This window comes from Herbaspirillum sp. NPDC101397 (assembly GCF_044767325.1).
Classification (GTDB): domain Bacteria; phylum Pseudomonadota; class Gammaproteobacteria; order Burkholderiales; family Burkholderiaceae_D; genus Herbaspirillum.
Window position 1 is genome coordinate 257,252 of sequence record NZ_JBIWNS010000007.1, and the last position, 20,928, is coordinate 278,179.

The 20,928-nt window shown below is 61.6% G+C and carries 22 protein-coding genes; 7 read left to right on the plus strand and 15 right to left on the minus strand.

Annotated elements, in window-relative coordinates:
- Window positions 1-3: 3 nt before the first annotated feature.
- The gene (locus ACIROW_RS18465; protein ID WP_402277905.1) at window positions 4-867 is read left to right on the plus strand and encodes a polysaccharide deacetylase family protein; all 864 of its coding nucleotides are present in this window, start codon (window positions 4-6) and stop codon (window positions 865-867) included.
- Window positions 868-976: 109 nt separating this feature from the next.
- Here ACIROW_RS18465 and lipA read toward each other — a convergent pair whose 3' ends face one another.
- The 3 genes from lipA to ACIROW_RS18480 all read right to left on the minus strand — a co-directional run bounded on the left by lipA (window position 977) and on the right by ACIROW_RS18480 (window position 3,112).
- Entirely contained in the window at window positions 977-1,948 is a 972-nt protein-coding gene (gene lipA / locus ACIROW_RS18470; RefSeq protein ID WP_402277906.1) for a lipoyl synthase, read from the minus strand.
- Window positions 1,949-1,970: 22 nt separating this feature from the next.
- Complete coding sequence (lipB, locus tag ACIROW_RS18475; protein ID WP_402277907.1) at window positions 1,971-2,672, minus strand: lipoyl(octanoyl) transferase LipB; 702 nt, start codon at window positions 2,670-2,672, stop codon at window positions 1,971-1,973.
- An 80-nt stretch (window positions 2,673-2,752) separates the two neighbouring features.
- On the minus strand, window positions 2,753-3,112 hold the full coding sequence (locus ACIROW_RS18480; protein ID WP_402277908.1) for a DUF2917 domain-containing protein: 360 nt from the start codon (window positions 3,110-3,112) through the stop codon (window positions 2,753-2,755).
- 169 nt (window positions 3,113-3,281) lie between these two features.
- On the opposite strand from ACIROW_RS18480, the gene gcvA reads away from it, so the two are divergent.
- Window positions 3,282-4,202, plus strand: coding sequence for a transcriptional regulator GcvA (gene gcvA, locus ACIROW_RS18485; protein ID WP_402277909.1), 921 nt, complete (start codon window positions 3,282-3,284; stop codon window positions 4,200-4,202).
- 312 nt (window positions 4,203-4,514) lie between these two features.
- Entirely contained in the window at window positions 4,515-6,077 is a 1,563-nt protein-coding gene (locus ACIROW_RS18490; protein ID WP_402277910.1) for a methyl-accepting chemotaxis protein, read from the plus strand.
- A gap of 86 nt (window positions 6,078-6,163) precedes the next feature.
- Here the strand turns inward: ACIROW_RS18490 and ACIROW_RS18495 are convergent, their stop codons facing one another.
- The 3 genes from ACIROW_RS18495 to ACIROW_RS18505 all read right to left on the minus strand — a co-directional run bounded on the left by ACIROW_RS18495 (window position 6,164) and on the right by ACIROW_RS18505 (window position 8,202).
- Window positions 6,164-6,439 carry a DUF493 family protein gene (locus ACIROW_RS18495; RefSeq protein ID WP_402277911.1) on the minus strand — a complete coding sequence of 92 codons (276 nt, stop codon included), beginning with the start codon at window positions 6,437-6,439 and terminating at the stop codon, window positions 6,164-6,166.
- Between the two features lie 154 nt (window positions 6,440-6,593).
- Window positions 6,594-7,445 carry a D-amino acid aminotransferase gene (locus tag ACIROW_RS18500; protein WP_402277912.1) on the minus strand — a complete coding sequence of 284 codons (852 nt, stop codon included), beginning with the start codon at window positions 7,443-7,445 and terminating at the stop codon, window positions 6,594-6,596.
- Between the two features lie 109 nt (window positions 7,446-7,554).
- Complete coding sequence (locus tag ACIROW_RS18505) at window positions 7,555-8,202, minus strand: TetR/AcrR family transcriptional regulator (RefSeq protein WP_402277913.1); 648 nt, start codon at window positions 8,200-8,202, stop codon at window positions 7,555-7,557.
- Between the two features lie 98 nt (window positions 8,203-8,300).
- Between ACIROW_RS18505 and ACIROW_RS18510 the strand changes: the two genes are divergently transcribed.
- On the plus strand, window positions 8,301-9,041 hold the full coding sequence (locus ACIROW_RS18510; RefSeq protein WP_402277914.1) for a 3-oxoacyl-ACP reductase family protein: 741 nt from the start codon (window positions 8,301-8,303) through the stop codon (window positions 9,039-9,041).
- Between the two features lie 33 nt (window positions 9,042-9,074).
- Here the strand turns inward: ACIROW_RS18510 and ACIROW_RS18515 are convergent, their stop codons facing one another.
- On the minus strand, window positions 9,075-10,829 hold the full coding sequence (locus ACIROW_RS18515) for an ABC transporter ATP-binding protein/permease (RefSeq protein ID WP_402277915.1): 1,755 nt from the start codon (window positions 10,827-10,829) through the stop codon (window positions 9,075-9,077).
- Here ACIROW_RS18515 and ACIROW_RS18520 point away from each other — a divergent pair.
- Window positions 10,804-11,118 (plus strand): hypothetical protein, encoded by a 315-nt coding sequence (locus ACIROW_RS18520; protein WP_402277916.1) that lies wholly within the window; start codon window positions 10,804-10,806, stop codon window positions 11,116-11,118. The genes ACIROW_RS18515 and ACIROW_RS18520 overlap by 26 nt on opposite strands.
- Window positions 11,102-12,943, plus strand: coding sequence for an ABC transporter ATP-binding protein (locus ACIROW_RS18525; protein ID WP_402277917.1), 1,842 nt, complete (start codon window positions 11,102-11,104; stop codon window positions 12,941-12,943). The genes ACIROW_RS18520 and ACIROW_RS18525 overlap by 17 nt, the downstream gene beginning before the upstream one ends.
- 75 nt (window positions 12,944-13,018) lie before the next feature.
- Here the strand turns inward: ACIROW_RS18525 and ACIROW_RS18530 are convergent, their stop codons facing one another.
- The gene (locus tag ACIROW_RS18530; RefSeq protein ID WP_402277918.1) at window positions 13,019-13,552 is read right to left on the minus strand and encodes a nuclear transport factor 2 family protein; all 534 of its coding nucleotides are present in this window, start codon (window positions 13,550-13,552) and stop codon (window positions 13,019-13,021) included.
- A gap of 167 nt (window positions 13,553-13,719) precedes the next feature.
- Between ACIROW_RS18530 and ACIROW_RS18535 the strand changes: the two genes are divergently transcribed.
- Complete coding sequence (locus ACIROW_RS18535; RefSeq protein ID WP_402277919.1) at window positions 13,720-14,691, plus strand: GlxA family transcriptional regulator; 972 nt, start codon at window positions 13,720-13,722, stop codon at window positions 14,689-14,691.
- A 24-nt stretch (window positions 14,692-14,715) separates the two neighbouring features.
- Here ACIROW_RS18535 and ACIROW_RS18540 read toward each other — a convergent pair whose 3' ends face one another.
- The 7 genes from ACIROW_RS18540 to mnmG form a co-directional block, all read right to left on the minus strand.
- A complete protein-coding gene (locus tag ACIROW_RS18540; protein WP_402277920.1) occupies window positions 14,716-15,120 on the minus strand; it encodes a 4-oxalocrotonate tautomerase family protein in 405 nt (134 codons plus the stop codon).
- Window positions 15,121-15,183: 63 nt separating this feature from the next.
- Window positions 15,184-16,092 (minus strand): ParB/RepB/Spo0J family partition protein, encoded by a 909-nt coding sequence (locus tag ACIROW_RS18545; RefSeq protein WP_402277921.1) that lies wholly within the window; start codon window positions 16,090-16,092, stop codon window positions 15,184-15,186.
- Between the two features lie 59 nt (window positions 16,093-16,151).
- Window positions 16,152-16,922 (minus strand): ParA family protein, encoded by a 771-nt coding sequence (locus tag ACIROW_RS18550; RefSeq protein WP_116436175.1) that lies wholly within the window; start codon window positions 16,920-16,922, stop codon window positions 16,152-16,154.
- Window positions 16,923-16,993: 71 nt separating this feature from the next.
- A complete protein-coding gene (gene leuE, locus ACIROW_RS18555; RefSeq protein ID WP_402277922.1) occupies window positions 16,994-17,626 on the minus strand; it encodes a leucine efflux protein LeuE in 633 nt (210 codons plus the stop codon).
- Between the two features lie 32 nt (window positions 17,627-17,658).
- The gene (locus ACIROW_RS18560; protein WP_402277923.1) at window positions 17,659-18,216 is read right to left on the minus strand and encodes a lipocalin family protein; all 558 of its coding nucleotides are present in this window, start codon (window positions 18,214-18,216) and stop codon (window positions 17,659-17,661) included.
- Entirely contained in the window at window positions 18,217-18,885 is a 669-nt protein-coding gene (rsmG, locus tag ACIROW_RS18565; protein ID WP_402277924.1) for a 16S rRNA (guanine(527)-N(7))-methyltransferase RsmG, read from the minus strand.
- Between the two features lie 5 nt (window positions 18,886-18,890).
- A complete protein-coding gene (mnmG, locus tag ACIROW_RS18570; RefSeq protein ID WP_402277925.1) occupies window positions 18,891-20,825 on the minus strand; it encodes a tRNA uridine-5-carboxymethylaminomethyl(34) synthesis enzyme MnmG in 1,935 nt (644 codons plus the stop codon).
- Between the last annotated feature and the right edge of the window lie 103 nt (window positions 20,826-20,928).

The window sequence follows — 20,928 nt, forward strand, 5'->3', positions numbered from 1 at the left end:
ACCATGGCGCTTTCCCTGAGCGGCTGCATTGCGCCGCCCATCGTGCTGACGCCGCTGACCGAGCAGCGCCTGAGCGTGCAGGCGCCGATTCGTTTTCTGCTGACCTTCGACGATGGTCCGAGCGCTTCCGGATTTGCCAACCCGACAACGGCTATCCTCGACGATCTCGCCAACAATCCGCACCTGCCCGGCGTCAAGGCGGTGTTCTTTGTCCAGACCCGCGCCACCGGCGCAGGCGGCAGCGATCTCGGTCGCGAGATCATGCGGCGCGAGCATGCGGAGGGGCATATCCTGGGCTTCCATACCAGCACCCCGGGACACACCAACCACCGCGACCTGAACCCGCAGGCCCTGGAAAAATCGCTGACTGACGGCAGCGCCGACATTGCCGCCATCACCGGCGCCGCGCCGATCTTCTTGCGTCCGCCGTTCTGGAACTTCGACCGGCGCACCTTCACCGCTTATCAGCAGCACGGCTTTCACGTGCTGATGACCGACGTCAGCCTGAACGACGGCAAGATCTGGGGCTACAACTTCAGCCTGCGCCGCCGCTCGAATATCGTGCGCCAGTTGTCGGAAGTGCGCGAACGCATCGCCGACGGCGAACTGCCGACGGTGGATGGGGTGATCCCGGTGGAAGTCACGTTCCACGATCTGAACCGCTACACCTCGCGCCACATGCTGGAGTACATGCAAATCCTGCTCGACAGTGCACAGGAAACCGGCCTGAGAGTGGCCGCCAAGCCGTTCTACGACGACAGCGCGGCGTTGCAGCGCGCGGTGATGGCGCGCACGGTCACAGATCGGTCCAAACCGCTGCATTTGCCGGGATTGTGGGCCTGGATGTGGGATGGGAATTCTCACTGAGCACACTGTGCACTCACTGAATATGGTGATGTGAAGCGCAATAAAAAACGGCCTGGTTCATCGAAGAACCAGGCCGTTTTTTTACGCCGCTGCTACCGGCGAAAACTGCTTATCCAACCAGGCCGTGCGCCTGTTGATCCGCGTGGTAGCTCGAGCGCACCATGGCGCCGACGGCGGCGTGCACGAAGCCCATCTTGTAGGCTTCTTCTTCGTACATCTTGAAGGTGTCGGGATGTACGTAGCGGCGCACCGGCAGGTGGTCGCCGCTTGGCATCAGGTATTGGCCGATGGTCAGCATGTCGACGTTGTGGGCGCGCATGTCGCGCATGACTTGCAGGACTTCTTCGTCGGTCTCGCCGAGGCCGACCATGATGCCGGACTTGGTCGGGGTGTTCGGATGCAGGTCCTTGAAGCGCTTCAACAGGTTCAGCGAATACTCGTAGTCGGAACCGGGACGCGCTTCCTTGTACAGGCGCGGTGCAGTTTCGAGGTTGTGGTTCATGACGTCCGGCGGGGCCATCTTGAGGATCTCGAGGGCGCGGTCCATGCGGCCGCGGAAGTCCGGGGTCAGGATTTCGATGCGGGTCTCGGGCGACAGTTCGCGCACGCGCTGGATGCAGGCGGCGAAGTGGCCGGCACCGCCGTCGCGCAGGTCGTCGCGGTCGACGCTGGTGATAACCACGTAGCTCAGCTTGAGCTGGGCGATGGTCTTGGCCAGGTTTTCCGGTTCATTGGGGTCGAGCGGATCGGGACGGCCGTGGCCGACGTCGCAGAACGGGCAGCGACGGGTGCACTTGTCGCCCATGATCATGAAGGTCGCGGTGCCCTTGCCGAAGCATTCGCCGATGTTGGGGCAGGACGCTTCTTCGCATACCGTCACCAGGTTGTTGGCGCGCAGGATGTCCTTGATTTCGTAGAAGCGGGTGGTCGGCGAGCCGGCCTTGACGCGAATCCAGTCGGGCTTCTTGAGCTTTTCCGCCGGCATGATCTTGATCGGGATCCAGGCCGTCTTGCCGGCGCCCTTTTGCTTGTCGGTGGCATTGCGCAGCGTCGGCGCGGCTGGAGTGATTTCGGTAGTCATAGTAGAGTGATTTCTTTGGCCATCAAGCCGATGGCGGTAAGGCAAAGTGCGCAACGAGTTGGTCGGCAAGCAGCGTCTGCACGTCGCTCAGTGGCGCATCGACGTTCAACGTTTGCATGTCGACGGTGGCGAGTCCTTCGTAGCCGCACGGGTTGATCCAGGAAAACGGCGTCAGGTCCATCGCCACGTTGAGCGATACGCCATGATAGGTGCAACCGCTGGCGCGGATTTTCAAGCCCAGCGCGGCAATCTTGGCGCCCTGCCACGGCCCTGCGCTGACGTAGATGCCGGGCGCGCCCTGCTTGCGCTCGCCAGCGAGATTATACGCCGCCAGCGTGTCGATCACCGCCTGTTCGATCTTTTGCACGAATTCGCGCGCGAACAGCCGTGCACCGGGATGGTTGCGGCGCAAGTCCATGAGCAGGTAAATCACCACCTGGCCGGGGCCGTGGTAGGTGACTTCGCCGCCGCGGTCGGTCTGGACCACGGGAATCGCGTGGGGATTGAGCACGTGGGCGATGTCGGCGCCGAGGCCGAGCGTGAACACCGGCGGGTGTTCGACGATCCAGAGCTGGTCGGGGGAATCTGCGGTACGGCTGTCGGTGTACGCGCGCATGGCGTCGAAACTGACCTGATAGTCTTCAACGCCGCGCCGGATGATCTGCGGCGCCGGGGGGGCCAAGGGTGCTGATGCCGCCAAGGCTGCTTGTGGTGCGGTATGCATAGCCGCAAGTGTAACGAAAATCGCCGGATCGCGTCGAGGTGCGCCGAACGCGGCACCCAACGAATTACCTCAAGGAAACTTCAAGACTGCCCGCAATTGTTTGCGGTTCCGGCTGCAGCGGGCGATACCGCGCGACGACCGCGCAGGCGCAGGCGCAGGGCCAGCATATGCACGCCCGAGGCCAGTCGCATCAGCCAATGGCGGCGGCACAGCCCCACCTGCAGCTTGCTGGCCGTATTGACCGATTCGATCACCACCAGGCCGTGGCCTGGAATATCCAGGCTTTGCCCCCCGGCCAGCCAGTAATCGGTGCGACCGCCTTCGACTGTGATCCACACACGGCCGCTGCCGACTTGCAGGCAAACCGGGCGCGTGACCTGCAGCGACATGACGTCGCCGGCTTGCAGCCGGATGTTCCTCTTAGTGAATATATTTTGCATGATGTCCTCTCTCGGTTGTGCCGGGGAAAGGTCGGGCGATATGCCAGATATGTTCTGCTATCCCGACTTGCGTACACTTTTGTGTGATCCGTGAAGACATTCTAGTCAGCGCCACAGGCAAACCAAAACGATATATATTGACGTCTCTTGCTAGTTTTACTCACATGCCATGGCCGACTTCCGTAAATTGCCCAATCTCGCCGCCTTGCGCGCCTTCGAGGCGGCGGCGCGCCATGACAGCTTTTCGCGCGCGGCTGAAGAGATCCACGTCACGCCCGGCGCGATCAGTCATCAGATCCGCGCGCTGGAAGAAGAACTCGGCCTGCCGTTGTTCACGCGCAACGGCAAGCGTATCGCTATCACCGAGGCCGGCCAGCGTTTCGCCGGCGCCATCCGCCATGCCCTGACCGAAATCGCCGCAGCCGCCGAAACGCTGCAGGAGCAAGGCCGTCAGCAACGTCTGGTGGTGTCGTCGCCGCCCTCGTTCGCCTCGCGCTGGCTGGCGCCGCGGCTATGGAAGTTCATCGACCGCTATCCGGACATCGAAGTCATCCTGCAATCCAGCAGCCATCTCAACGACCTTGCGCGTGACGGCATCGACGTCGGCGTGCGCTTCGGGCTGGGCAATTATCCAGGCCTGAAAACCGAGTTGATCATGGAAGATTTTTACTACCCGGTGGCCAGCCCCAACTATCGCCAAGGTCGCCTGCCTTCGTCGCCGCAGCAATTGCGCGACTGCGTGTTGCTGCGCATGGACGGCCTGCAGGAATCCTGGTTGCCGTGGTTCAAGCTGGCCGGGCTGGACCTGCCTGACCCGGCCGGCGGCCTGGTGACGCAGGACTCCTCGCTGACCTTGCGTGCGGCGGCCGACGGCGCCGGCGTGGCGTTGACGCGGCATGCCATTGCCTCCCAGGAAATCGCCGCCGGCGAGCTGGTGCGCCTGTTCGATATCGCCTGGAAAAGCGAGCGCGCCTACTATTTTGTGTGCCATGCGGAAACCCTGGGCAAGCCGCAGGTCATGCATTTCCGCGCCTGGCTGCAGGAAGAAATCGCGCTGTTCAAAGCGAGCGCGCGCTGGCCCGGTCGCTAACGCGTAAATACCGCCCGAAAACCTCTCTGTTCGACTGCTTGGAAAACGCCGCATGCCCTATCGTTCAGGTATGGAGCGGCGAACGATATAAAACAATTGCCGACAGGTATCCGCCGACCGCGGCTGCCGATGAAAACCCCCTCCCCCAAATTGCTGCATGGAGTTGCTACCCGCAACGTGTGCGCATCACCCCGCGCAGGCGACGTCTGATCTTGTCTGCACGCTTGAAAATTTCCGCCGGCCTTGCCGGTCGGTATCTGCATTCGCTTTGAAATCGCTTTGCCTATTGTCTGTTTCCGCTCGGAGTCTCTTATGAAAAATCTTAAAATCGGCGTACGCCTCGGCATCGGTTTTGTCGTCATCCTCATGCTCATGGTCGTCATGCTGGGCATCAGCGTCTGGCGTCTGCAGCAGATCAATACCGCCGTGGTGTCGATCACCACCGACTCGATCACCAATGAACGCAACGCGGTCGAATGGCTGGCGGTGATCCGCGAAAGCGGCATCCGCACGCTGGCCGTGATCAAGACGGAAGATCCCGATGCGCAGCAATACTTCACGGCGCAGATCGCTGCGGAGTCGGCGCGCATTGCGCCGATGCGCAAGAAGATCGAAGAGATCAATACTGCGCCGCAAGAGATCGCGCAACTGGCCGAGATCAACAAGGTGCGCGATACCTACCAGGCGGTGCGCAACGATATCTTCAAGCTCAAGAAGGCCGGCAGTATGGATGAAGTCAAGAAGATGACCGCCGAGAAATTCATGCCCCTGTATGCCTCCTACACCGGGGCAGTCGCCAAGTTCCGCGACATGCAGCGCCAGGAGATCAGCACCTCGGCCGACGCGGTCGCCGACTATTATTCGTCCAGCCGCAACATGCTGATCATCCTCGGCATCGTCGAGCTGGTGCTGGGCGGTGCGCTGGCATGGCTGCTGACGATCAGCATCACGCGTCCGCTCACGCAGGCGGTCAGCATCGCTGAAACGGTAGCCTCGGGTGACCTGAGCTCGGACATCGTCGCCGGCGGCAAGGACGAAACCGGCCAGCTGCTCACCGCGCTCAAGACCATGAACGACAACCTGCTCAATATCGTCAGCCAGGTACGCGTCGGCACCGACACCATCAGCACGGCGTCGAGCGAAATCGCCAGCGGCAACCTCGACCTGTCAGGCCGCACCGAACAGCAGGCCGGCTCGCTGGAAGAAACCGCGTCGGCGATGGAAGAGCTGACCTCGACCGTGAAGCAGAATGCCGACAATGCACGCCAGGCAAATCAACTCGCGGTGTCCGCTTCCGAGGTCGCACAACAGGGCGGCGCGGTCGTCAGTCAGGTGGTCGACACGATGGGTTCCATCAATGAATCTTCGCGCAAGATCGTCGACATCATCAGCGTGATTGACGGCATCGCATTCCAGACCAACATCCTCGCACTGAACGCGGCAGTGGAAGCCGCACGCGCCGGAGAACAGGGCCGCGGCTTCGCGGTGGTGGCGAGCGAAGTGCGCAGCCTGGCGCAGCGCTCGTCCGCTGCGGCCAAGGAAATCAAGACGCTGATCGACGATTCGGTGTCCAAGGTCGACGTCGGCAGCAAGCTGGTGCAGCAGGCCGGCGAAACCATGAACGAGGTGGTCGCCAGCGTCAAGCGCGTGACCGACATCGTCGGAGAAATCAGCTCAGCCAGCCAGGAACAGAGCGCCGGCATCAACCAGGTCGGCCAGGCCATCACGCAGATGGATGAAACCACCCAGCAGAACGCCGCGCTGGTCGAAGAAGCTGCTGCCGCGGCGCAGTCCTTGCAGGATCAGGCCGGACGCCTGGCGCAGGTGGTCAGCGTATTCAAGCTGGATCGCACGCACGCCGCAGCACTGCGCTAAATGCTGCGCCGCAAATAAAAACCGGTTCGCCTCCTGCGAGGACGAACCGGTTTTTTTATGCCCGCATGGCGGGCGCAATCCCTGGCTTACAGCACGAACTTGACCATCTCATGCGACGACAGCGCACGGTACAGATTGTCGAGTTGCTCGCGGCTGGTGGCGCGTACGGTGACCGTCAGCGACAGGTATTTGCCTTGTGTCGAAGGCCGCATTTCGACCTTGCCGGCATGGAAAGACGGATCGTGTTCGATCACCATGTTGACGATGCGATCGGTGAATTCGTCGTGCATGATGCCGACCACCTTGATCGGGAAATCGCTGGGATATTCAATCAGCGATTCTTCCGGAGGAATGACGGGCATGGCAGGAGCGGCGGGATCTACGGGATCTTTAGGTGATGACATGGCAGTGTTTTGAAAACTTCTGTGGCGATCTGCGTATTTTACGCCACTCGCCGCCCACCTGCGCATGTCTTGCCGCGTGACAAGACATGCGTTTATTCAGATACAACGATCTTCAGAGCGCCGCCTTGGCCGCCTGGTAGGCCGCGTACAGCTTGGCGAAAACGGGGCCCGGCTTGCCGTCGCCGACGCGCTGGTCATCGATGGTCACCACCGGCAGCACTTCCTTGGTGGCCGATGACAGCAGCACTTCATCGGCGCCGAAGACTTCTTCGCGCGTGATGCGGCGCGCTTCGAACACGATGCCCTGCGACTTGCACAGCTCTTCGATGAAGCCGTAACGGATGCCTTCGAGGATCAGGTTGTCCTTGGGCGGCGCCGACAGCTTGCCGTCCTTGACGATCCAGACGTTGGACGACGAGGCTTCGCTGAGGAACTCGTCGCGGAACTGGATCGCTTCAGTGACTTCGTGCTCGGCCGCATATTGCGCCGCCAGCACGTTACCCAGCAGCGAGGTCGACTTGATCTGGCAATTCAGCCAGCGCTTGTCTTCCAGCGTGACGCAGGCCACACCCTTGGCGCGCACCTCGGCCGACGGCACTGCCAGCGGGCTGGTCATCATGAACACCGTCGGCGTGACCGGATCCTTGGGGAATGCGTGGCCGCGCTTGGCGACGCCGCGCGTAACCTGGATGTAGACGATCTGATCGTTGAGATCATTGGCCTGCACCACGCGCGCGATCAGCGCCAGCCATTCGGCTTCGTTATGCGGATTGGTAATACCGATGGTGGCAAGGCTGCGGAACAGGCGCGCAATATGATGGGTGCCGCGGAACGGCTTGCGGGCGTACATCGGGATCACTTCATACACGCCGTCGCCGAAGATGAAGCCGCGGTCCAGCACGGGAATGCGGGCTTCGGAGAGCGGCGTCATTTCGCCGTTGAGATACACGATGGGGTCGTTCATGGCTGCGTCTTCTGGTGGAATTCAAATGTTATGGGAAATGCGACAGGACATTCTTGCATACGTGCGCGCGCGCCGCTATGCAAAGTAAGCATCGGGCGATGCCCTCGCCTCATGACGCCGCAGCCGCCTTTGCCGTACGTTTGCCCACCGCCTTTGCGGCAGCGGTCACGGGCTGCACCGGCCATGCCGACATTGCGGCGACGACCGCCGCCTTGAGCGATTTCTTCGAGGTGCCGTCGCGCGCCTGGATCGACATGCCTTGCAGCAGCGTGGCGTAGAAGGTGGCAAGTCCGCGCGTGTCGGTATCGGCCGGCAGTTCGCCTTCCTGCACCGCACGTTCGAGGCGGCGGCGGATGGCGTCGTTCCTGCTCACACGATTTTCCTGAAGGTAGAGGTCGACGGTTTCGTTGGCCGCGCCGCATTTGGTGGCCGCGGTCACGACCAGGCAGCCGCCGGTGGCGCCAAGGTTGACGGCGGCGCCGTTGAGCATTGCCTCAATCGCTTCGCGCGCACTGGTATCGGCTTCCAGCGCTTCGCCGGTGAAGCGCCCTTCGTTGGCCTGGTAGTGTTCCACCACTTCGCGGAACAAGGCTTCCTTGCAGCCGAAGGCGGCGTACAGGCTGGGCGCGGTGATGCCCATCACCGCCGTCAGGTCGGCCAGCGAGGTTCCTTCGTATCCATATTTCCAAAACAGCATCATCGCGCGCCTTAAGGCGTCGGTGCGATCGAAGCTGCGCGGACGTCCTCGCTCAGCCATGCCCCTTCCTTTCCATAGCGATCATTACAAAATTGATTGACAAGCATATTATGCCTGACACACTATTATGTAACGATCACTATATAAAAGGAATCTCCATGACGCATCTTGCAGGAAAAGTCGCCCTCGTGACCGGCGGCAGCCGCGGCATCGGCGCAGCAATCGCACGCCGCCTGGCGCGCGACGGCGCCGACGTCGCCTTCACCTACGCCAGCGCCGCGGACAAGGCGCAGGCCGTGGCCGAAGACATCCGCAACGGCGGCCGGCGTGCGCTGGCGCTGGTCGCCGACAACCGCGATCCTGCAGCGGTGACCGGCGCGGTGGAACGCACGGCGGCAGAGTTCGGCCGGCTCGACATCCTGGTCAACAATGCCGGCATCTTCATCGCCAAACCATTCGAGGACTATTCGCTGGACGACTTCGAGCTGAGCAACGCGATCAACGTGCGCGCGGTGTTCGTCGCCTCGCAGGCGGCGGCCCGTCACATGCAGCAAGGCGGACGCATCATCACCATCGGCAGCAACCTGGCCGACCGCGTGCCGAAGCCTTCCATCACGCTCTACGCGATGAACAAGTCGGCGCTGGTCGGCCTGACCAAGGGCATGGCGCGCGACCTCGGCGCGCGCGGCATCACCGCCAACCTGGTACAGCCGGGCCCGACCGACACCGACATGAATCCTGCCGCCGGTCCCAAGGCGGCCGGCTCGCTGGCGTTCATGGCACTGCCGCATTACGGCGAAGGTAAGGATATCGCCGGCCTGGTGGCGTTCCTGGCCGGCGACGAAGGCCGCTTCGTGACCGGCGCCGCGCTCACCATTGACGGCGGCTATAACGCCTGAGAGTGCGCATTCAGCGCGGCCGGTTCAGCACGATCAAAGCGGCTGGATGTTGAGACGGCTGATGCTGTCGCCGGCAGCATTGTTGCGGTTGGAAAAATGCCAGCGCTGCTGATGATAGCGCGCTACGGTTTCGCGATGGGCGATGCTGACGATGGCTGACTGCGGCAGCTCTTCGTGCAGCAGGGAGTAAAGCGCTTCTTCGGTCTCGCCGTCCATGGCGCTGCTGGCTTCGTCGAGGAACACGACTTCCGGCCGCGTCAGGAATACGCGTGCAAACGCCAGGCGCTGTTGCTCGCCCGGCGACAGGCGATTGCCCCAGTTGTTGTAGACATCGAGCTGGTCCTTGAGATGCGGCAGGCGGCACAGGTCGAGATAGTGGCAGATCGCCAGGTCGGTATAAGCGCTCTCATCGGCCGGATACGCCAGCGCCGAACGCAACGTGCCGATCGGCAGGTAACTCGCTTGCGGCACGAACATCAGCTTCGCCTTGTGCGGGATCTGGATGTCGCCGCCGCCGTACGGCCAGATGCCGGCGATGGCGCGGAACAGCGTCGACTTGCCGCAACCCGATGGGCCGCTCACCAGGATGCGCTCGCCGGGATGGATTGCGCCATTGACGCCGCCAATCAGCGCGCGTCCGTCGGGTAGTGCAAGGTCGAGCTTGTCGAACAGGATGGCGCCGACGTTGTTGCGTTCGACCGAGATGCTGGCGGGTTGCTTCTGGGCCTGTTCCACCGCGAGGTTGAAACCAGCCAGACGATTGATGCTGGCCTTCCAGTCGGCCAGCGTGGTGAAGGCGTTGATGAACCATGACAAGGCGTCCTGCACCTGGCCGAAGGCGCTGCTGAGCTGCATCAGCACGCCCAGCGACATGGCGCCGGAGAAATAGCGCGGCGCCGCCACCAGCATCGGGAAAATGATTGCGAACTGACCGTAGAAATTGCTCGCGATATTGAGGCTCTTGGTGGTGCGCATGATGTCCCACCAGTTGCGGCGGATATCTTCGAAACGCAGGTCGAGCTCGTCACGCTCGCGTCGCTCGCCGCGATACAGGGCGATAGCTTCGGCATGTTCGCGAATCCGGATCAGGCCGAAACGATAGTTCGCCTCGAAGCGCTCCTGGTTGTAGCTCTGCACCACCAGAGGCTTGCCGATCCACCAGATGATCCACGAGCCGACGCCGGCATAGGCGATGGCGAACCACACCATGTAGCCCGGGATGACCCAGTCGTGCTGCATGAAGGCGAACGAGAGCGGCCCGCTGATGGCCCACAGGATGCCGACGAAGGACACCAGCGTCACCAGGCTGGAGATGAAGCCGAGCACCAGGCTGATGGTGTTCGAGGTCAGCGAGCGCAAGTCCTCTGCGATACGCTGGTCGGGATTGTCGGCGATGCGGCCCTGCTCCATGCGGTAGTAGGCGTGATGGTCCAGCCACTTCCCCATGTACTTGTCGGTCATCCAGGTACGCCAGCGGATCTGCAGCGATTGCGTCAGGTAAATGCGCGCCGTGGCGACCACGATATAGGCAAAAGCCAGGTAACTGAACTGCCACAGCAGGCCCTTGAAGGCGGCGTAATCCTTGTTCTGCAGGGAATCGTACATGGTGCGATTCCAGTCGGTGAGAAGCACATTGATGTAGACCATGACCAGCACCAGCGCAATGATCACCGCCATCAGACCCCATGCTTTCGAGCGTTCTTCCGAAATCCAGTACGGTTTGATGAGTCGCCAGACGGCGTGACGGTTGAAGGGCTGTGCGATGGCTTTTTTCTTGTTGGCTGTCATGAATTTTCCGAAGGAGTTCTGTGCAGGATCATCCGCGATGATAAGCAATCCGGCGGTTTTCGGCTGCGGAATAAATGCAACCAAGTGCAACGAAGGCTGCAATCAAGGCGCGCCGGCGGTATTCGTCAGCCTGCAGCAAGCTACCCGCCCTGTTTTGGTGAACGGGTTAGAATCTCTGTTCTTCGCCGCACCGGCGCCCGATTTCTTCTGCGCCATCCTCGCACACGACAAGAAATGTGCACCGGTCCACCCGGCGACACTCTGGAGATTGCATGCTCGCATGGTTTGAAAAACTGGTTCACCCCTACCCCGACAACGTCATCAAGCCGCCGCCGCGCGGCTTCACCGCCTTCATCTGGGCCTGTACCAAGGGTCTGCGCCGCTACATCGTGGCGATGACCACACTGACCGCGATCATCGGCGCCTTCGAAGCGCTGCTGTTCGCGATGATGGGTCGCATCGTCGACTGGCTCAGCCATATCGCGCCGGCGCAGTTGTGGACGCAGGAACGCGGCAGCCTGATCTGGCTGGCCGTGGTGCTGGCCGGCAGTCCGCTGCTGATCGCACTGCAGACCTTCTTCAAGCACCAGACGCTGGCGGGCGCGTTCCCGATGATGCTGCGCTGGAAATTCCATCGCCTGATGCTCAACCAGAGCATGAGTTTCTATCAGGACGAATTCGCCGGCCGCGTTGCCGCCAAGGTGATGCAGACCGCGCTGGCGGTGCGCGACGTGTGCATGATCATGGGCGACATCCTGGTGTTCGTGATGATCTACTTCGTCACCATGGCGGCGGTGGTCGGCGGCTTCGACCTGTGGATGCTGGCGCCCTTCTTCGGCTGGCTGGTGCTGTACATGGCGGCGTTGCGCTACTTCGTGCCGCGCCTGTCGAAGGTGGCGCGCAACCAGGCTGATGCGCGCTCGCTGATGACCGGACGCATCACCGATGCCTACACCAACATCGCCACCGTCAAGCTGTTCTCGCACGCGGGTCGCGAGGCCGGTTATGCGCGCAGCGCGATGCAGGATTTCCTGCTCACGGTGAATCGTCAGATGCGCCTGGTCAGCGGTTTTGAAATCGTCAATCACTCGCTCAACATGGTGCTGATCCTGTCGACGGCGGGCGTGGCGCTGTGGCTGTGGACGCAGGGCCAGCTCGGCATCGGCGCGGTCGCCGCAGCCACCGCGATGGCGCTGCGCCTGAACGGCATCGCGCATTGGGTGATGTGGGAAATGGCGGCGCTGTTCGAACACGTCGGCACCGTGCAAGACGGCATCAATACGCTGTCGCGCGCGCATGATGTGAAGGATTTGCCGGACGCGCAACCGCTTGATGTCAAACGAGGTGAACTGGTCTTCGAGAACGTCAGCTTCGCCTACGGCGCCACCGGTCCGGATGCGCGCCAGGTGATCGACCAGCTCAACCTGAACATCCGCCCCGGCGAAAAGATTGGCCTGGTCGGCCGTTCCGGCGCCGGTAAGTCAACCATCGTCAACCTGCTGCTGCGTTTCTATGATGTCGAGCAGGGCCGCGTGCTGATCGACGGCCAGGACATCGCCCACGTCACGCAGGACAGCCTGCGTGCGCAAGTCGGCATGGTCACGCAAGACACTTCGCTGCTGCATCGCTCGGTGCGCGACAACATCCTGTACGGCCGCCCCGACGCCGGTGACGACGACATGATCGCCGCCGCACGCCGTGCCGAAGCGCACGACTTCATCGGCAACCTGGCCGATGCGCACGGCCGCCGTGGTTACGATGCGCACGTCGGCGAGCGCGGCGTGAAACTGTCCGGCGGTCAACGCCAGCGTATCGCGATTGCGCGCGTGATGCTCAAGGATGCACCGATCCTGCTGCTGGACGAAGCCACCAGCGCGCTCGATTCCGAAGTGGAAGCAGCAATCCAGGAAAGCCTGTATCGCCTCATGGAAGGCAAGACCGTGGTCGCCATCGCCCACCGCCTGTCGACCATCGCGGCGATGGACCGCCTGATCGTGCTCGACCAGGGTCGCATTGTCGAACAAGGCAGTCACCAGGAACTGCTGGCACACAACGGTTTGTATGCACGCCTGTGGTCGCATCAGAGTGGTGGTTTTCTGGGTGAGGAAGCGTGACGGGCTGATAGCGCAAATCGCATTCCGGCGCTGCAGATTTTTCGCGGCGCCGGGATGCACATCTTCTTTTTTCGTTCAACCCGCCAGTGTTTCAGCGCGGTGAAAAAGCTTGGCGGCAATGGTCCATTTGCCGTCCACCCTGAGCAGGTTCAGGTAGTCCTCCATGATGTTGTCGAACAGGCGCAGGCGTACTTTGGCCAGCGCCATATCGGGCGACAGCACATCAATCATCAGAATCTGATCGGCACGCCCAAAGCCACGCGACTGAGGCGATTCACGCCCCTGCACCATCTTGCGATACTCGTCGAACGGGCGCACGACGACCACGCCGTCCTGTGCCGAATACAGCACGCAACCGCGATGGAAGACGCGATCGAATTGCTCAATATCCTGGCTCTGCAGGACGTCGAAGTACTCTTTCAAAAAACTCTGGATTTCTGCTACCGGCATGTCGTTTCCTTTGATGATGGATGGCCCTCCCATCTGCCGCAGCGCGCCGACATTTTTTCCTTTTTTCGATCTTCTCTGCTGCGGCAAGACGCCATTATGCGGACCGCGGACCGACAGACAAAACGGAAAATAATCACATCGCTTGCGAGAAATTCTCATATCGCAAGATGTTGACGCGAGCGTCGCAAAGCAATCAGGAGCAGTCACTGTCATCGCGCGGCGGGTGCTCGAAAAATGCACCGAGCCTGTGATCAGGGAGGCCGCATCACCACATTGTCAGGACGGCGCTATGATGGCGGCTATCGTTTCCACTGCCGATTGCTGCCATGCCTACTGTCGCCCTGCTGGTGTTCCCCGGAGTCCAGGCGCTCGATGTCTCGGGCCCGCTCGACGTATTCGCCGAGGCCAACCGTTTCTTGCCGCCGCAACAGCACTACCACCTCAGCGTGATCGGCAGCACGCACGAGCCCATCGTCTGTTCCAACCGCATGCAAATCGTGCCGCACCTGCACTACAGCGATGCGCGTGAGAACTACGACCTGCTGCTCGCCGCCGGCGGTCCCGGCTTGCCTCAGCAGGAGCGCGATGCCGAGTTGAGCGACTGGCTGGCCGATGCCGCGCAACGCGCCGGTCGCCACGGCTCGATCTGCAACGGCGCATTTTTGCTGGCGCATGCCGGCCTGCTCAACGGCAAACGCGTGACTACGCATTGGAATGACGCCGCGGTATTGGCGCGTGATTTCCCCGAGGTCGAAGTCGATGCCGATCGCATCTATCTGCGCGATGGCAAGCTGGTGACGTCGGCGGGCGTGACTGCCGGCATCGACCTGTCGCTGGCGTTGCTGGCGGAAGACGCCGGCCAGGAAGTCGCACTCAACGTCGCCAAACGGCTGGTGGTGTTCATGCAGCGCAGCGGCGGACAATCGCAGTTCAGTCCTTACCTTACGCCGTATGCGGAAGAAACTTCATTGGTCGGCCAGGTGCAGCATTACGTGCGCGAGCATCTGCAGGAGAAGCTCAGCGTCGACGTGTTGGCCGCGGTGGTGTCGAGCAGCCCGCGCAACTTCGCGCGCGTATTCGCACGCGATGCGCGCATGACGCCGGCGGAGTTCATCGAGAGTGCACGCGTCGACGCAGCGCGCGTGATGCTGGAGAGCTCAGCGGCGCCGTTGAAGACGGTCGCCTGGCGCTGCGGCTTCCGCGATGCCAGCCACATGCGCGTGGTGTTCCAGCGCCGGCTCGGCATCAGTGCGCAGCAGTATCGGGATAATTTTTCGACGAGTGCCGATACAAGGTAGTCAGTACGGTTATCAGCGCTGTGATCAACTCTCCGGCGCGGCTTCGCCGGCGGACCATTCGGGACTGTAGCCACCCAGCGTCGGGTGGTACATTTCATCGCCGCTGTGCTGAGTGAACTCGACGTTGAGCCGGTCTTCGCGCAAGCCCAGCACGTCGATGCAATCGCGGCACAAGGCCTTGGCGACTTCCATGCGCAGCTCCGGCGTGCGGCCGCGGCGGATGTCGCACATCAGCACCGAGACCGGCTCCACTTCGCCGCCGTCAACCGTACGCCACACACTGCCTGCGCCGCACTCGCGGATGACGATGCTGATGCGGCGGATATCCACTGTCATCATGTCGGCATAGGTTTGCGCCATGCGCGTGGCGAGCTGCTTCTTTTGCTCCGCCGGATAGCTGTCGTTGACGTCGAGTTGCAGGTAAGGCATGGCGCTTTCCTTTCATTGCTGCGGCAGCTGCTGCTACACATGCTGCCGCCGGAGCTTGCAGCGTTACTGCTCGACCGCTTCGCCGCGCAGGCGTGCGATCACGCCGTCGAGCGCATCGAGGTCGGAGAAATTGATGACCAGCTGGCCGCGATTCTTGGCGCCGGTCTTGATCGACACTTGCGTGGCCAGGATGTCGGACAGTTCTTCTTCGAGGCGTGTGATGTCGCGTGATTTTTCCTTGCCGCCGTCGCGTGGTTTGTTCGATGCCGCTTGCTCGGCGGTGGTGCGCACTACCAGCTTTTCCGCCTCGCGCACCGACATGCGCTTGGCGACGATCTGGTTCGCCAGCGTGATCTGCGTCGCAGAATCCACCGCCAGCAAGGCGCGTGCGTGACCCATGTCGATATCGCCGGCCATCAGCATGGTTTGCACCGGCTTGGCCAGGTTCAGCAAGCGCAGCAGGTTCGACACCGCGCTGCGCGAACGACCGACTGCCACTGCCGCCTGCTCATGCGTGAAGTTGAAATCGGTGATCAAGCGATGGATGCCCTGCGCTTCTTCCAGCGGATTGAGATCCTCGCGCTGCATGTTTTCGATCAGCGCCATCGCGGCGGTGGTCTGGTCGTCGACGTTCTTCACCAGCACCGGAACTTCGGTCAGGCCGGCGATCTTGGCCGCGCGGAAGCGGCGTTCGCCGGCAATGATTTCGTAGATGTCCTTGCCGTTCTTCTGGCCGATGGCGCGGATCAGGATCGGCTGCAGCAGGCCCTGCTCCTTGATCGAGGCAGCGAGTTCATTGAGCGCGCCTTCGTCCATGCGGCTGCGCGGCTGGTACTTGCCGGCCTGCAGATCCGTGACCGGCATCACCGATGGCGAACCCGCAACGACCGGCACGTCTTCGGTGATATCGGAAGATCCGCCGAGCAGTGCGTCGAGACCGCGGCCGAGGCCTTTTGATTTTTTGGTTGCCATCTTTTACCTGCCTGTTTCTGAAATACTGATTACTAAAATTGTTTATATCGTTTATACGATTACAGCGTCTTGATGCGTTCGACCATCTCGGCGCCGAATGCGATGTACGCCTGCGCGCCCTTCGACGCTGCGTCGAAGTTCACACCCGGCATGCCGTACGACGGCGCTTCGGCCAGGCGCACGTTGCGCGGGATCACGGTCTTGAATACCTTGTCGCCGAAATGCTGTTCCAACTGGTCGGACACTTGCTGCGACAGCGTCATGCGCGGATCGAACATCACCCGCAGCAAGCCGATGATCTTGAGATCGGGGTTGAGCTTGGCGTGCACTTTCTTGATGGTGTTGACGAGGTCGGACAGGCCTTCGAGCGCATAGTATTCACACTGCATCGGGATCACCACGCCATGGGCCGAGCACAAGCCGTTGAGCGTCAGCAGCGACAGCGCCGGCGGACAATCGATGAGAATGAAATCGTAGTCGTCGGCGACGGCGGCGAAGGCATCCTTCAGCCGCTTCTCGCGATTCTCGAGTTCGACCATTTCGACTTCGGCGCCGGCCAGTTCGCGGTTGGCCGGCAGCACGTCGAAGTTGCCGCTTTCGGAACGCTTGCGTACGCTCTTGATGTCGGCCATGCCGAGCAGCACTTCGTAGATCGAGCCCTTAAGCTCGGCCTTGTTGATGCCGGAACCCATGGTGGCATTGCCCTGCGGATCGAGGTCGACGAGCAGCACGCGCTGATTGTGCTGTGCCAGGCCGGCAGCGAGATTGACTGCTGTGGTGGTTTTGCCGACACCGCCTTTTTGATTCGCAACGCAAAAGATTTTAGCCATAGGTTTTTCTAGTTAGTGTTCCGTCGGGATTACAGTGAATCGTTTGTCGTTGAGTTTGTCGTCGATACAGCTTAGTGCGTGCTCAGCTTGATGCCGAAGCCGATCAGGAAAACGCCGGCTGCGCGCGAGGCCAGCGTGGCAATCTTGCGATTGCGCGCGAGCCGTTTTGCGGCGGCGTTGCCGGCCAAGACCAGCAGACTGCCATAGATCAGCGTGCATGTACAAATCACGGCGCCCATGGTCAGGAAAGTCGCTGCACCTTTTTGCGTGGCAGGATCGATGAACAGCGGGAAAAATGCCATGTAGAACACGATGGCCTTCGGATTCATCAGCGTGACGAAAAAGCCGCGACGGAAATCCGCCATGTTCGAGAACGGCACCACCGAAGATCCACCCTCTTCCTTCGCAAACAGCAAGCGTGCGCCGAGATAAGCCAGATAGGCCGCGCCCACATACTGCATGCCCTTGAACAGCAGAGGATTGGCGTGCAGCAGCGCCGCCACGCCGATCGCCGCGAGGAACATCAGCACGATGTCTCCCAGCATCAGGCCGGCGATCGCTGCGAAGCCGCCGCGCAAGCCGTGCTTGGCCGAGCAGGTCAGCACGCAGAACGTGCCGGGACCGGGCAGCATCAGGAACACCACCGTCGCGGCAATCAGTTGCCAGACATCGGTAATGCCGATCATGTGAAACAGTGCTTGCATGGCGTCTCCTTGATTGGACTATCGGTCGTGAATTATTCTTGCGGCGTCTTGACCAGCTTCGACGTGTCGAAACCCTGCTTGGTGGCGTTGTTGACGGCGGCTTCATATTCCGCGGTCGACAGCGCCGGCTTGCGCGCCAGGATCCACAGGTAGTCGCGCGATGGCGTGCCGACGGTCGCGACCGAGTAGTCGGCGTCCAGGTCGATCACCCAGTAGTCGCCCCACACCAGCGGAAACCATGCCAGCCAGGCTGGTGCGAAGCGTACCTGCAGTTTGGCGTTGTGGCTGCCTTCGATCACACGCGCCAGGCCGTCGGCCTGGTCGAGCACGCCGCCTTCGACCTTGCAGCGATTGGTGACATCAATGTCGCCGTCGGTGCGCGCGCGGTATTCGGCGGTCACGTTGGAAATGCATTTCTTCTGGAAGCTGTTCGGGAAGCGGGCGATTTCATACCATTTGCCGACGTAGCGCTTCAGGTCGACCGAGGGTACGGTGACGACTTCCTGGGCCAGGACCGGAGCGGCCGTGGACAAGACTGCGGCCGCGAAGGCAAAAACCGATAATGCGCGAGTGACTGGCAAGTGCTTCATTCAGGACCTTTCAATAAAGATCAGATGACGTTCTGCATCGAGTCCGGGCACCTCCAGTGCCTGGGTCTTTTCCACCTTCCATCCATCCGGCAGGCGCGCGATTTCGTCCTGCGGCATCACGCCCTTCATGGCGATGTAGCGGCCGCCGGGTTGCAACAGATGGTTCGACCAGTTGATGAAGTCGTTGAGTTCCGCAAACGCGCGTGAAGTGATGACGTCGAATAGTTGCTTAACTTGCAACTGTTCGACGCGCGCCGTATACACTGAGATATTGCTTAATTGCAACTCCGCCTTGGCTTGCGTGAGGAACGCGGTCTTCTTGTGCACGGTGTCGATCATCGACACCTTCATGCCGGGACGCGCCTCGGCCGCCCAGATGGCCAGAACGATACCGGGCAAACCGCCGCCGGCGCCGACGTCCAGCACATTGTCGGCTTGCGCGAAGGCCGATACCGCAGCCAGCGAATCGAGCAAATGATGGGTCATCATCTGCGCCGGATCGCGCAGTGCGGTCAGGTTGTAAGTGCGATTCCACTTGGCCATCAGGGCCAGGTAAGCCAGCAGCTTCTTGTGCTGGCCGGCGCTCAGCGTCAGGCCGAGCGCTTCGGCGCCGGCGCTGAGGGTGCTGCCCAGTTGCAGGTCGGTAGGCGTGGTGGTGGTCGTATTCAAGATGCTCAGGCCGCTTCGTTATGATTATCGGAAACGGCGGCGTGCCTCAGGCCGCCTTTTTTCAGGTGGACCAGCAGCAGGGACAAGGCCGCCGGCGTCACGCCGGAAATGCGCGAAGCCTGGCCCAGGGTTTCGGGCTTGTGCTTGTTGAGCTTCTGGCGCACTTCGATCGACAGCGCCTGGACTTCCATGTAGTCGAGGTCGGCCGGCAATTTCAGGCTTTCATTGTGTTCCTGGCGGCCGATTTCCTTGGCCTGGCGGTCGATGTAGCCGGCGTACTTGATCTGGATCTCGATCTGTTCGCGCACCGGATCGTCGCTCACGCCCGGACCCGCCAGCGCCTGGCCGTCGGTGCCGGTCAGCGTCATCAGGCTGTCGTAGGTAACGTTCGGGCGGCGCAGCAGATCGACCAGGTTGTATTCACGCTCGATGGCTTTGCCCAGCACGCGCTCGGCTTCGGCGTCGGCGAGGATGCGCGGGTTGACCCAGGTGGATTTCAGGCGCTCCATTTCACGTGCAACGGCTTCGCGCTTTTTCTCGAACATTTCCCACTGGACATCGCCGACGCAACCAAGCTGGCGGCCGATTTCGGTCAGGCGCAGGTCGGCATTGTCTTCACGCAGGCTCAGGCGATACTCGGCGCGGCTGGTGAACATGCGATAAGGCTCCAGCACGCCCTGGGTGATCAGGTCGTCGACCAGCACGCCGAGATAAGCCTCGTCGCGGCGCGGCGTCCAGGCGTCGCGGCCCTGCGTTTGCAGCGCTGCGTTGAGGCCGGCCAGCATGCCCTGAGCTGCCGCTTCTTCATAGCCGGTGGTGCCGTTGATCTGGCCGGCGAAGAACAGGCCCTGGATTTGACGAGTTTCCAGCGAAGACTTGAGTCCGCGCGGATCGAAGTAGTCGTACTCGATGGCGTAGCCCGGGCGCAGGATGTGGGCGTTTTCCATGCCGCGCATCGAGCGCACCAGCGCCAGCTGCACGTCGAACGGCAGGCTGGTGGAGATGCCGTTGGGATAGAACTCGTTGGTCGTCAGGCCTTCCGGCTCCAGATAGATCTGGTGCGAATCCTTGCCGGCGAAGCGATGGATCTTGTCTTCGATCGACGGGCAATAGCGGGGACCGACGCCTTCGATCACGCCGGTGTACATCGGGCTGCGGTCGAGGCCGGCGCGAATGATGTCGTGGGTCTGGGTGTTGGTATGGGTAATCCAGCACGGCATCTGTGCCGGATGCATGCCGACATTGCCCATGACCGAGAATACCGGGATCGGATCGAGGTCGCCGGGCTGCTCTTCCAGCACCGAAAAATCGATGCTGCGACCGTCAATGCGTGGCGGCGTGCCGGTTTTCAGGCGGCCTTGTGGCAGCTTGAGCTCTTTCAGGCGTGCCGACAGGGAGATCGCCGGCGGGTCCCCGGCACGGCCGGCGGAGTAATTATTGAGGCCGACGTGGATCTTCCCGTCGAGGAAAGTACCGGCAGTCAGCACCACCGCCCTGCCCGCAAAGCGGATCCCGGCCTGGGTCACGGCACCGATCACGCGGTCGCCTTCGACGATCAGGTCATCCACCGCCTGCTGGAATAGCCACAGGTTTGGTTGGTTTTCCAAGCGTGAACGGATCGCCTGCTTGTACAGGATGCGGTCGGCCTGGGCGCGCGTGGCGCGTACGGCCGGCCCTTTGGAAGAGTTCAGGATACGGAATTGGATGCCCGCCTCATCTGTCGCAATCGCCATCGCGCCGCCCATGGCGTCAACCTCCTTGACCAGGTGACCCTTGCCGATACCGCCAATGGAAGGATTGCACGACATCTGACCGAGGGTCTCGATGTTGTGGGTCAGCAGCAAAGTCGTTTGACCCATGCGGGCGGATGCCAAAGCAGCTTCGGTTCCGGCGTGACCGCCGCCGACGACAATGACTTCAAAGTGTGTGGGAAATAGCATAATGCGCCTCGTGGAGACGGTGAACAGAGGCGAGATTATAAAGTCTTTTTGGACAGGCATCAGGGCCTACCCCTGTTATTCTCTTTTTATTCGCGCTTTTTGT

Bases quoted from the DNA above. Each gene is read 5' to 3' on its own strand.
- ACIROW_RS18465 (WP_402277905.1), top strand. From the start codon at position 4: ATGGCGCTTTCCCTGAGCGGCTGCATTGCGCCGCCCATCGTGCTGACG.
- lipA (WP_402277906.1), bottom strand. From the start codon at position 1,948: ATGACTACCGAAATCACTCCAGCCGCGCCGACGCTGCGCAATGCCACC.
- lipB (WP_402277907.1), bottom strand. From the start codon at position 2,672: ATGCATACCGCACCACAAGCAGCCTTGGCGGCATCAGCACCCTTGGCC.
- ACIROW_RS18480 (WP_402277908.1), bottom strand. From the start codon at position 3,112: ATGCAAAATATATTCACTAAGAGGAACATCCGGCTGCAAGCCGGCGAC.
- gcvA (WP_402277909.1), top strand. From the start codon at position 3,282: ATGGCCGACTTCCGTAAATTGCCCAATCTCGCCGCCTTGCGCGCCTTC.
- ACIROW_RS18490 (WP_402277910.1), top strand. From the start codon at position 4,515: ATGAAAAATCTTAAAATCGGCGTACGCCTCGGCATCGGTTTTGTCGTC.
- ACIROW_RS18495 (WP_402277911.1), bottom strand. From the start codon at position 6,439: ATGCCCGTCATTCCTCCGGAAGAATCGCTGATTGAATATCCCAGCGAT.
- ACIROW_RS18500 (WP_402277912.1), bottom strand. From the start codon at position 7,445: ATGAACGACCCCATCGTGTATCTCAACGGCGAAATGACGCCGCTCTCC.
- ACIROW_RS18505 (WP_402277913.1), bottom strand. From the start codon at position 8,202: ATGGCTGAGCGAGGACGTCCGCGCAGCTTCGATCGCACCGACGCCTTA.
- ACIROW_RS18510 (WP_402277914.1), top strand. From the start codon at position 8,301: ATGACGCATCTTGCAGGAAAAGTCGCCCTCGTGACCGGCGGCAGCCGC.
- ACIROW_RS18520 (WP_402277916.1), top strand. From the start codon at position 10,804: ATGGCTTTTTTCTTGTTGGCTGTCATGAATTTTCCGAAGGAGTTCTGT.
- ACIROW_RS18515 (WP_402277915.1), bottom strand. From the start codon at position 10,829: ATGACAGCCAACAAGAAAAAAGCCATCGCACAGCCCTTCAACCGTCAC.
- ACIROW_RS18525 (WP_402277917.1), top strand. From the start codon at position 11,102: ATGCTCGCATGGTTTGAAAAACTGGTTCACCCCTACCCCGACAACGTC.
- ACIROW_RS18530 (WP_402277918.1), bottom strand. From the start codon at position 13,552: ATGAGAATTTCTCGCAAGCGATGTGATTATTTTCCGTTTTGTCTGTCG.
- ACIROW_RS18535 (WP_402277919.1), top strand. From the start codon at position 13,720: ATGCCTACTGTCGCCCTGCTGGTGTTCCCCGGAGTCCAGGCGCTCGAT.
- ACIROW_RS18540 (WP_402277920.1), bottom strand. From the start codon at position 15,120: ATGCCTTACCTGCAACTCGACGTCAACGACAGCTATCCGGCGGAGCAA.
- ACIROW_RS18545 (WP_402277921.1), bottom strand. From the start codon at position 16,092: ATGGCAACCAAAAAATCAAAAGGCCTCGGCCGCGGTCTCGACGCACTG.
- ACIROW_RS18550 (WP_116436175.1), bottom strand. From the start codon at position 16,922: ATGGCTAAAATCTTTTGCGTTGCGAATCAAAAAGGCGGTGTCGGCAAA.
- leuE (WP_402277922.1), bottom strand. From the start codon at position 17,626: ATGCAAGCACTGTTTCACATGATCGGCATTACCGATGTCTGGCAACTG.
- ACIROW_RS18560 (WP_402277923.1), bottom strand. From the start codon at position 18,216: ATGAAGCACTTGCCAGTCACTCGCGCATTATCGGTTTTTGCCTTCGCG.
- mnmG (WP_402277925.1), bottom strand. From the start codon at position 20,825: ATGCTATTTCCCACACACTTTGAAGTCATTGTCGTCGGCGGCGGTCAC.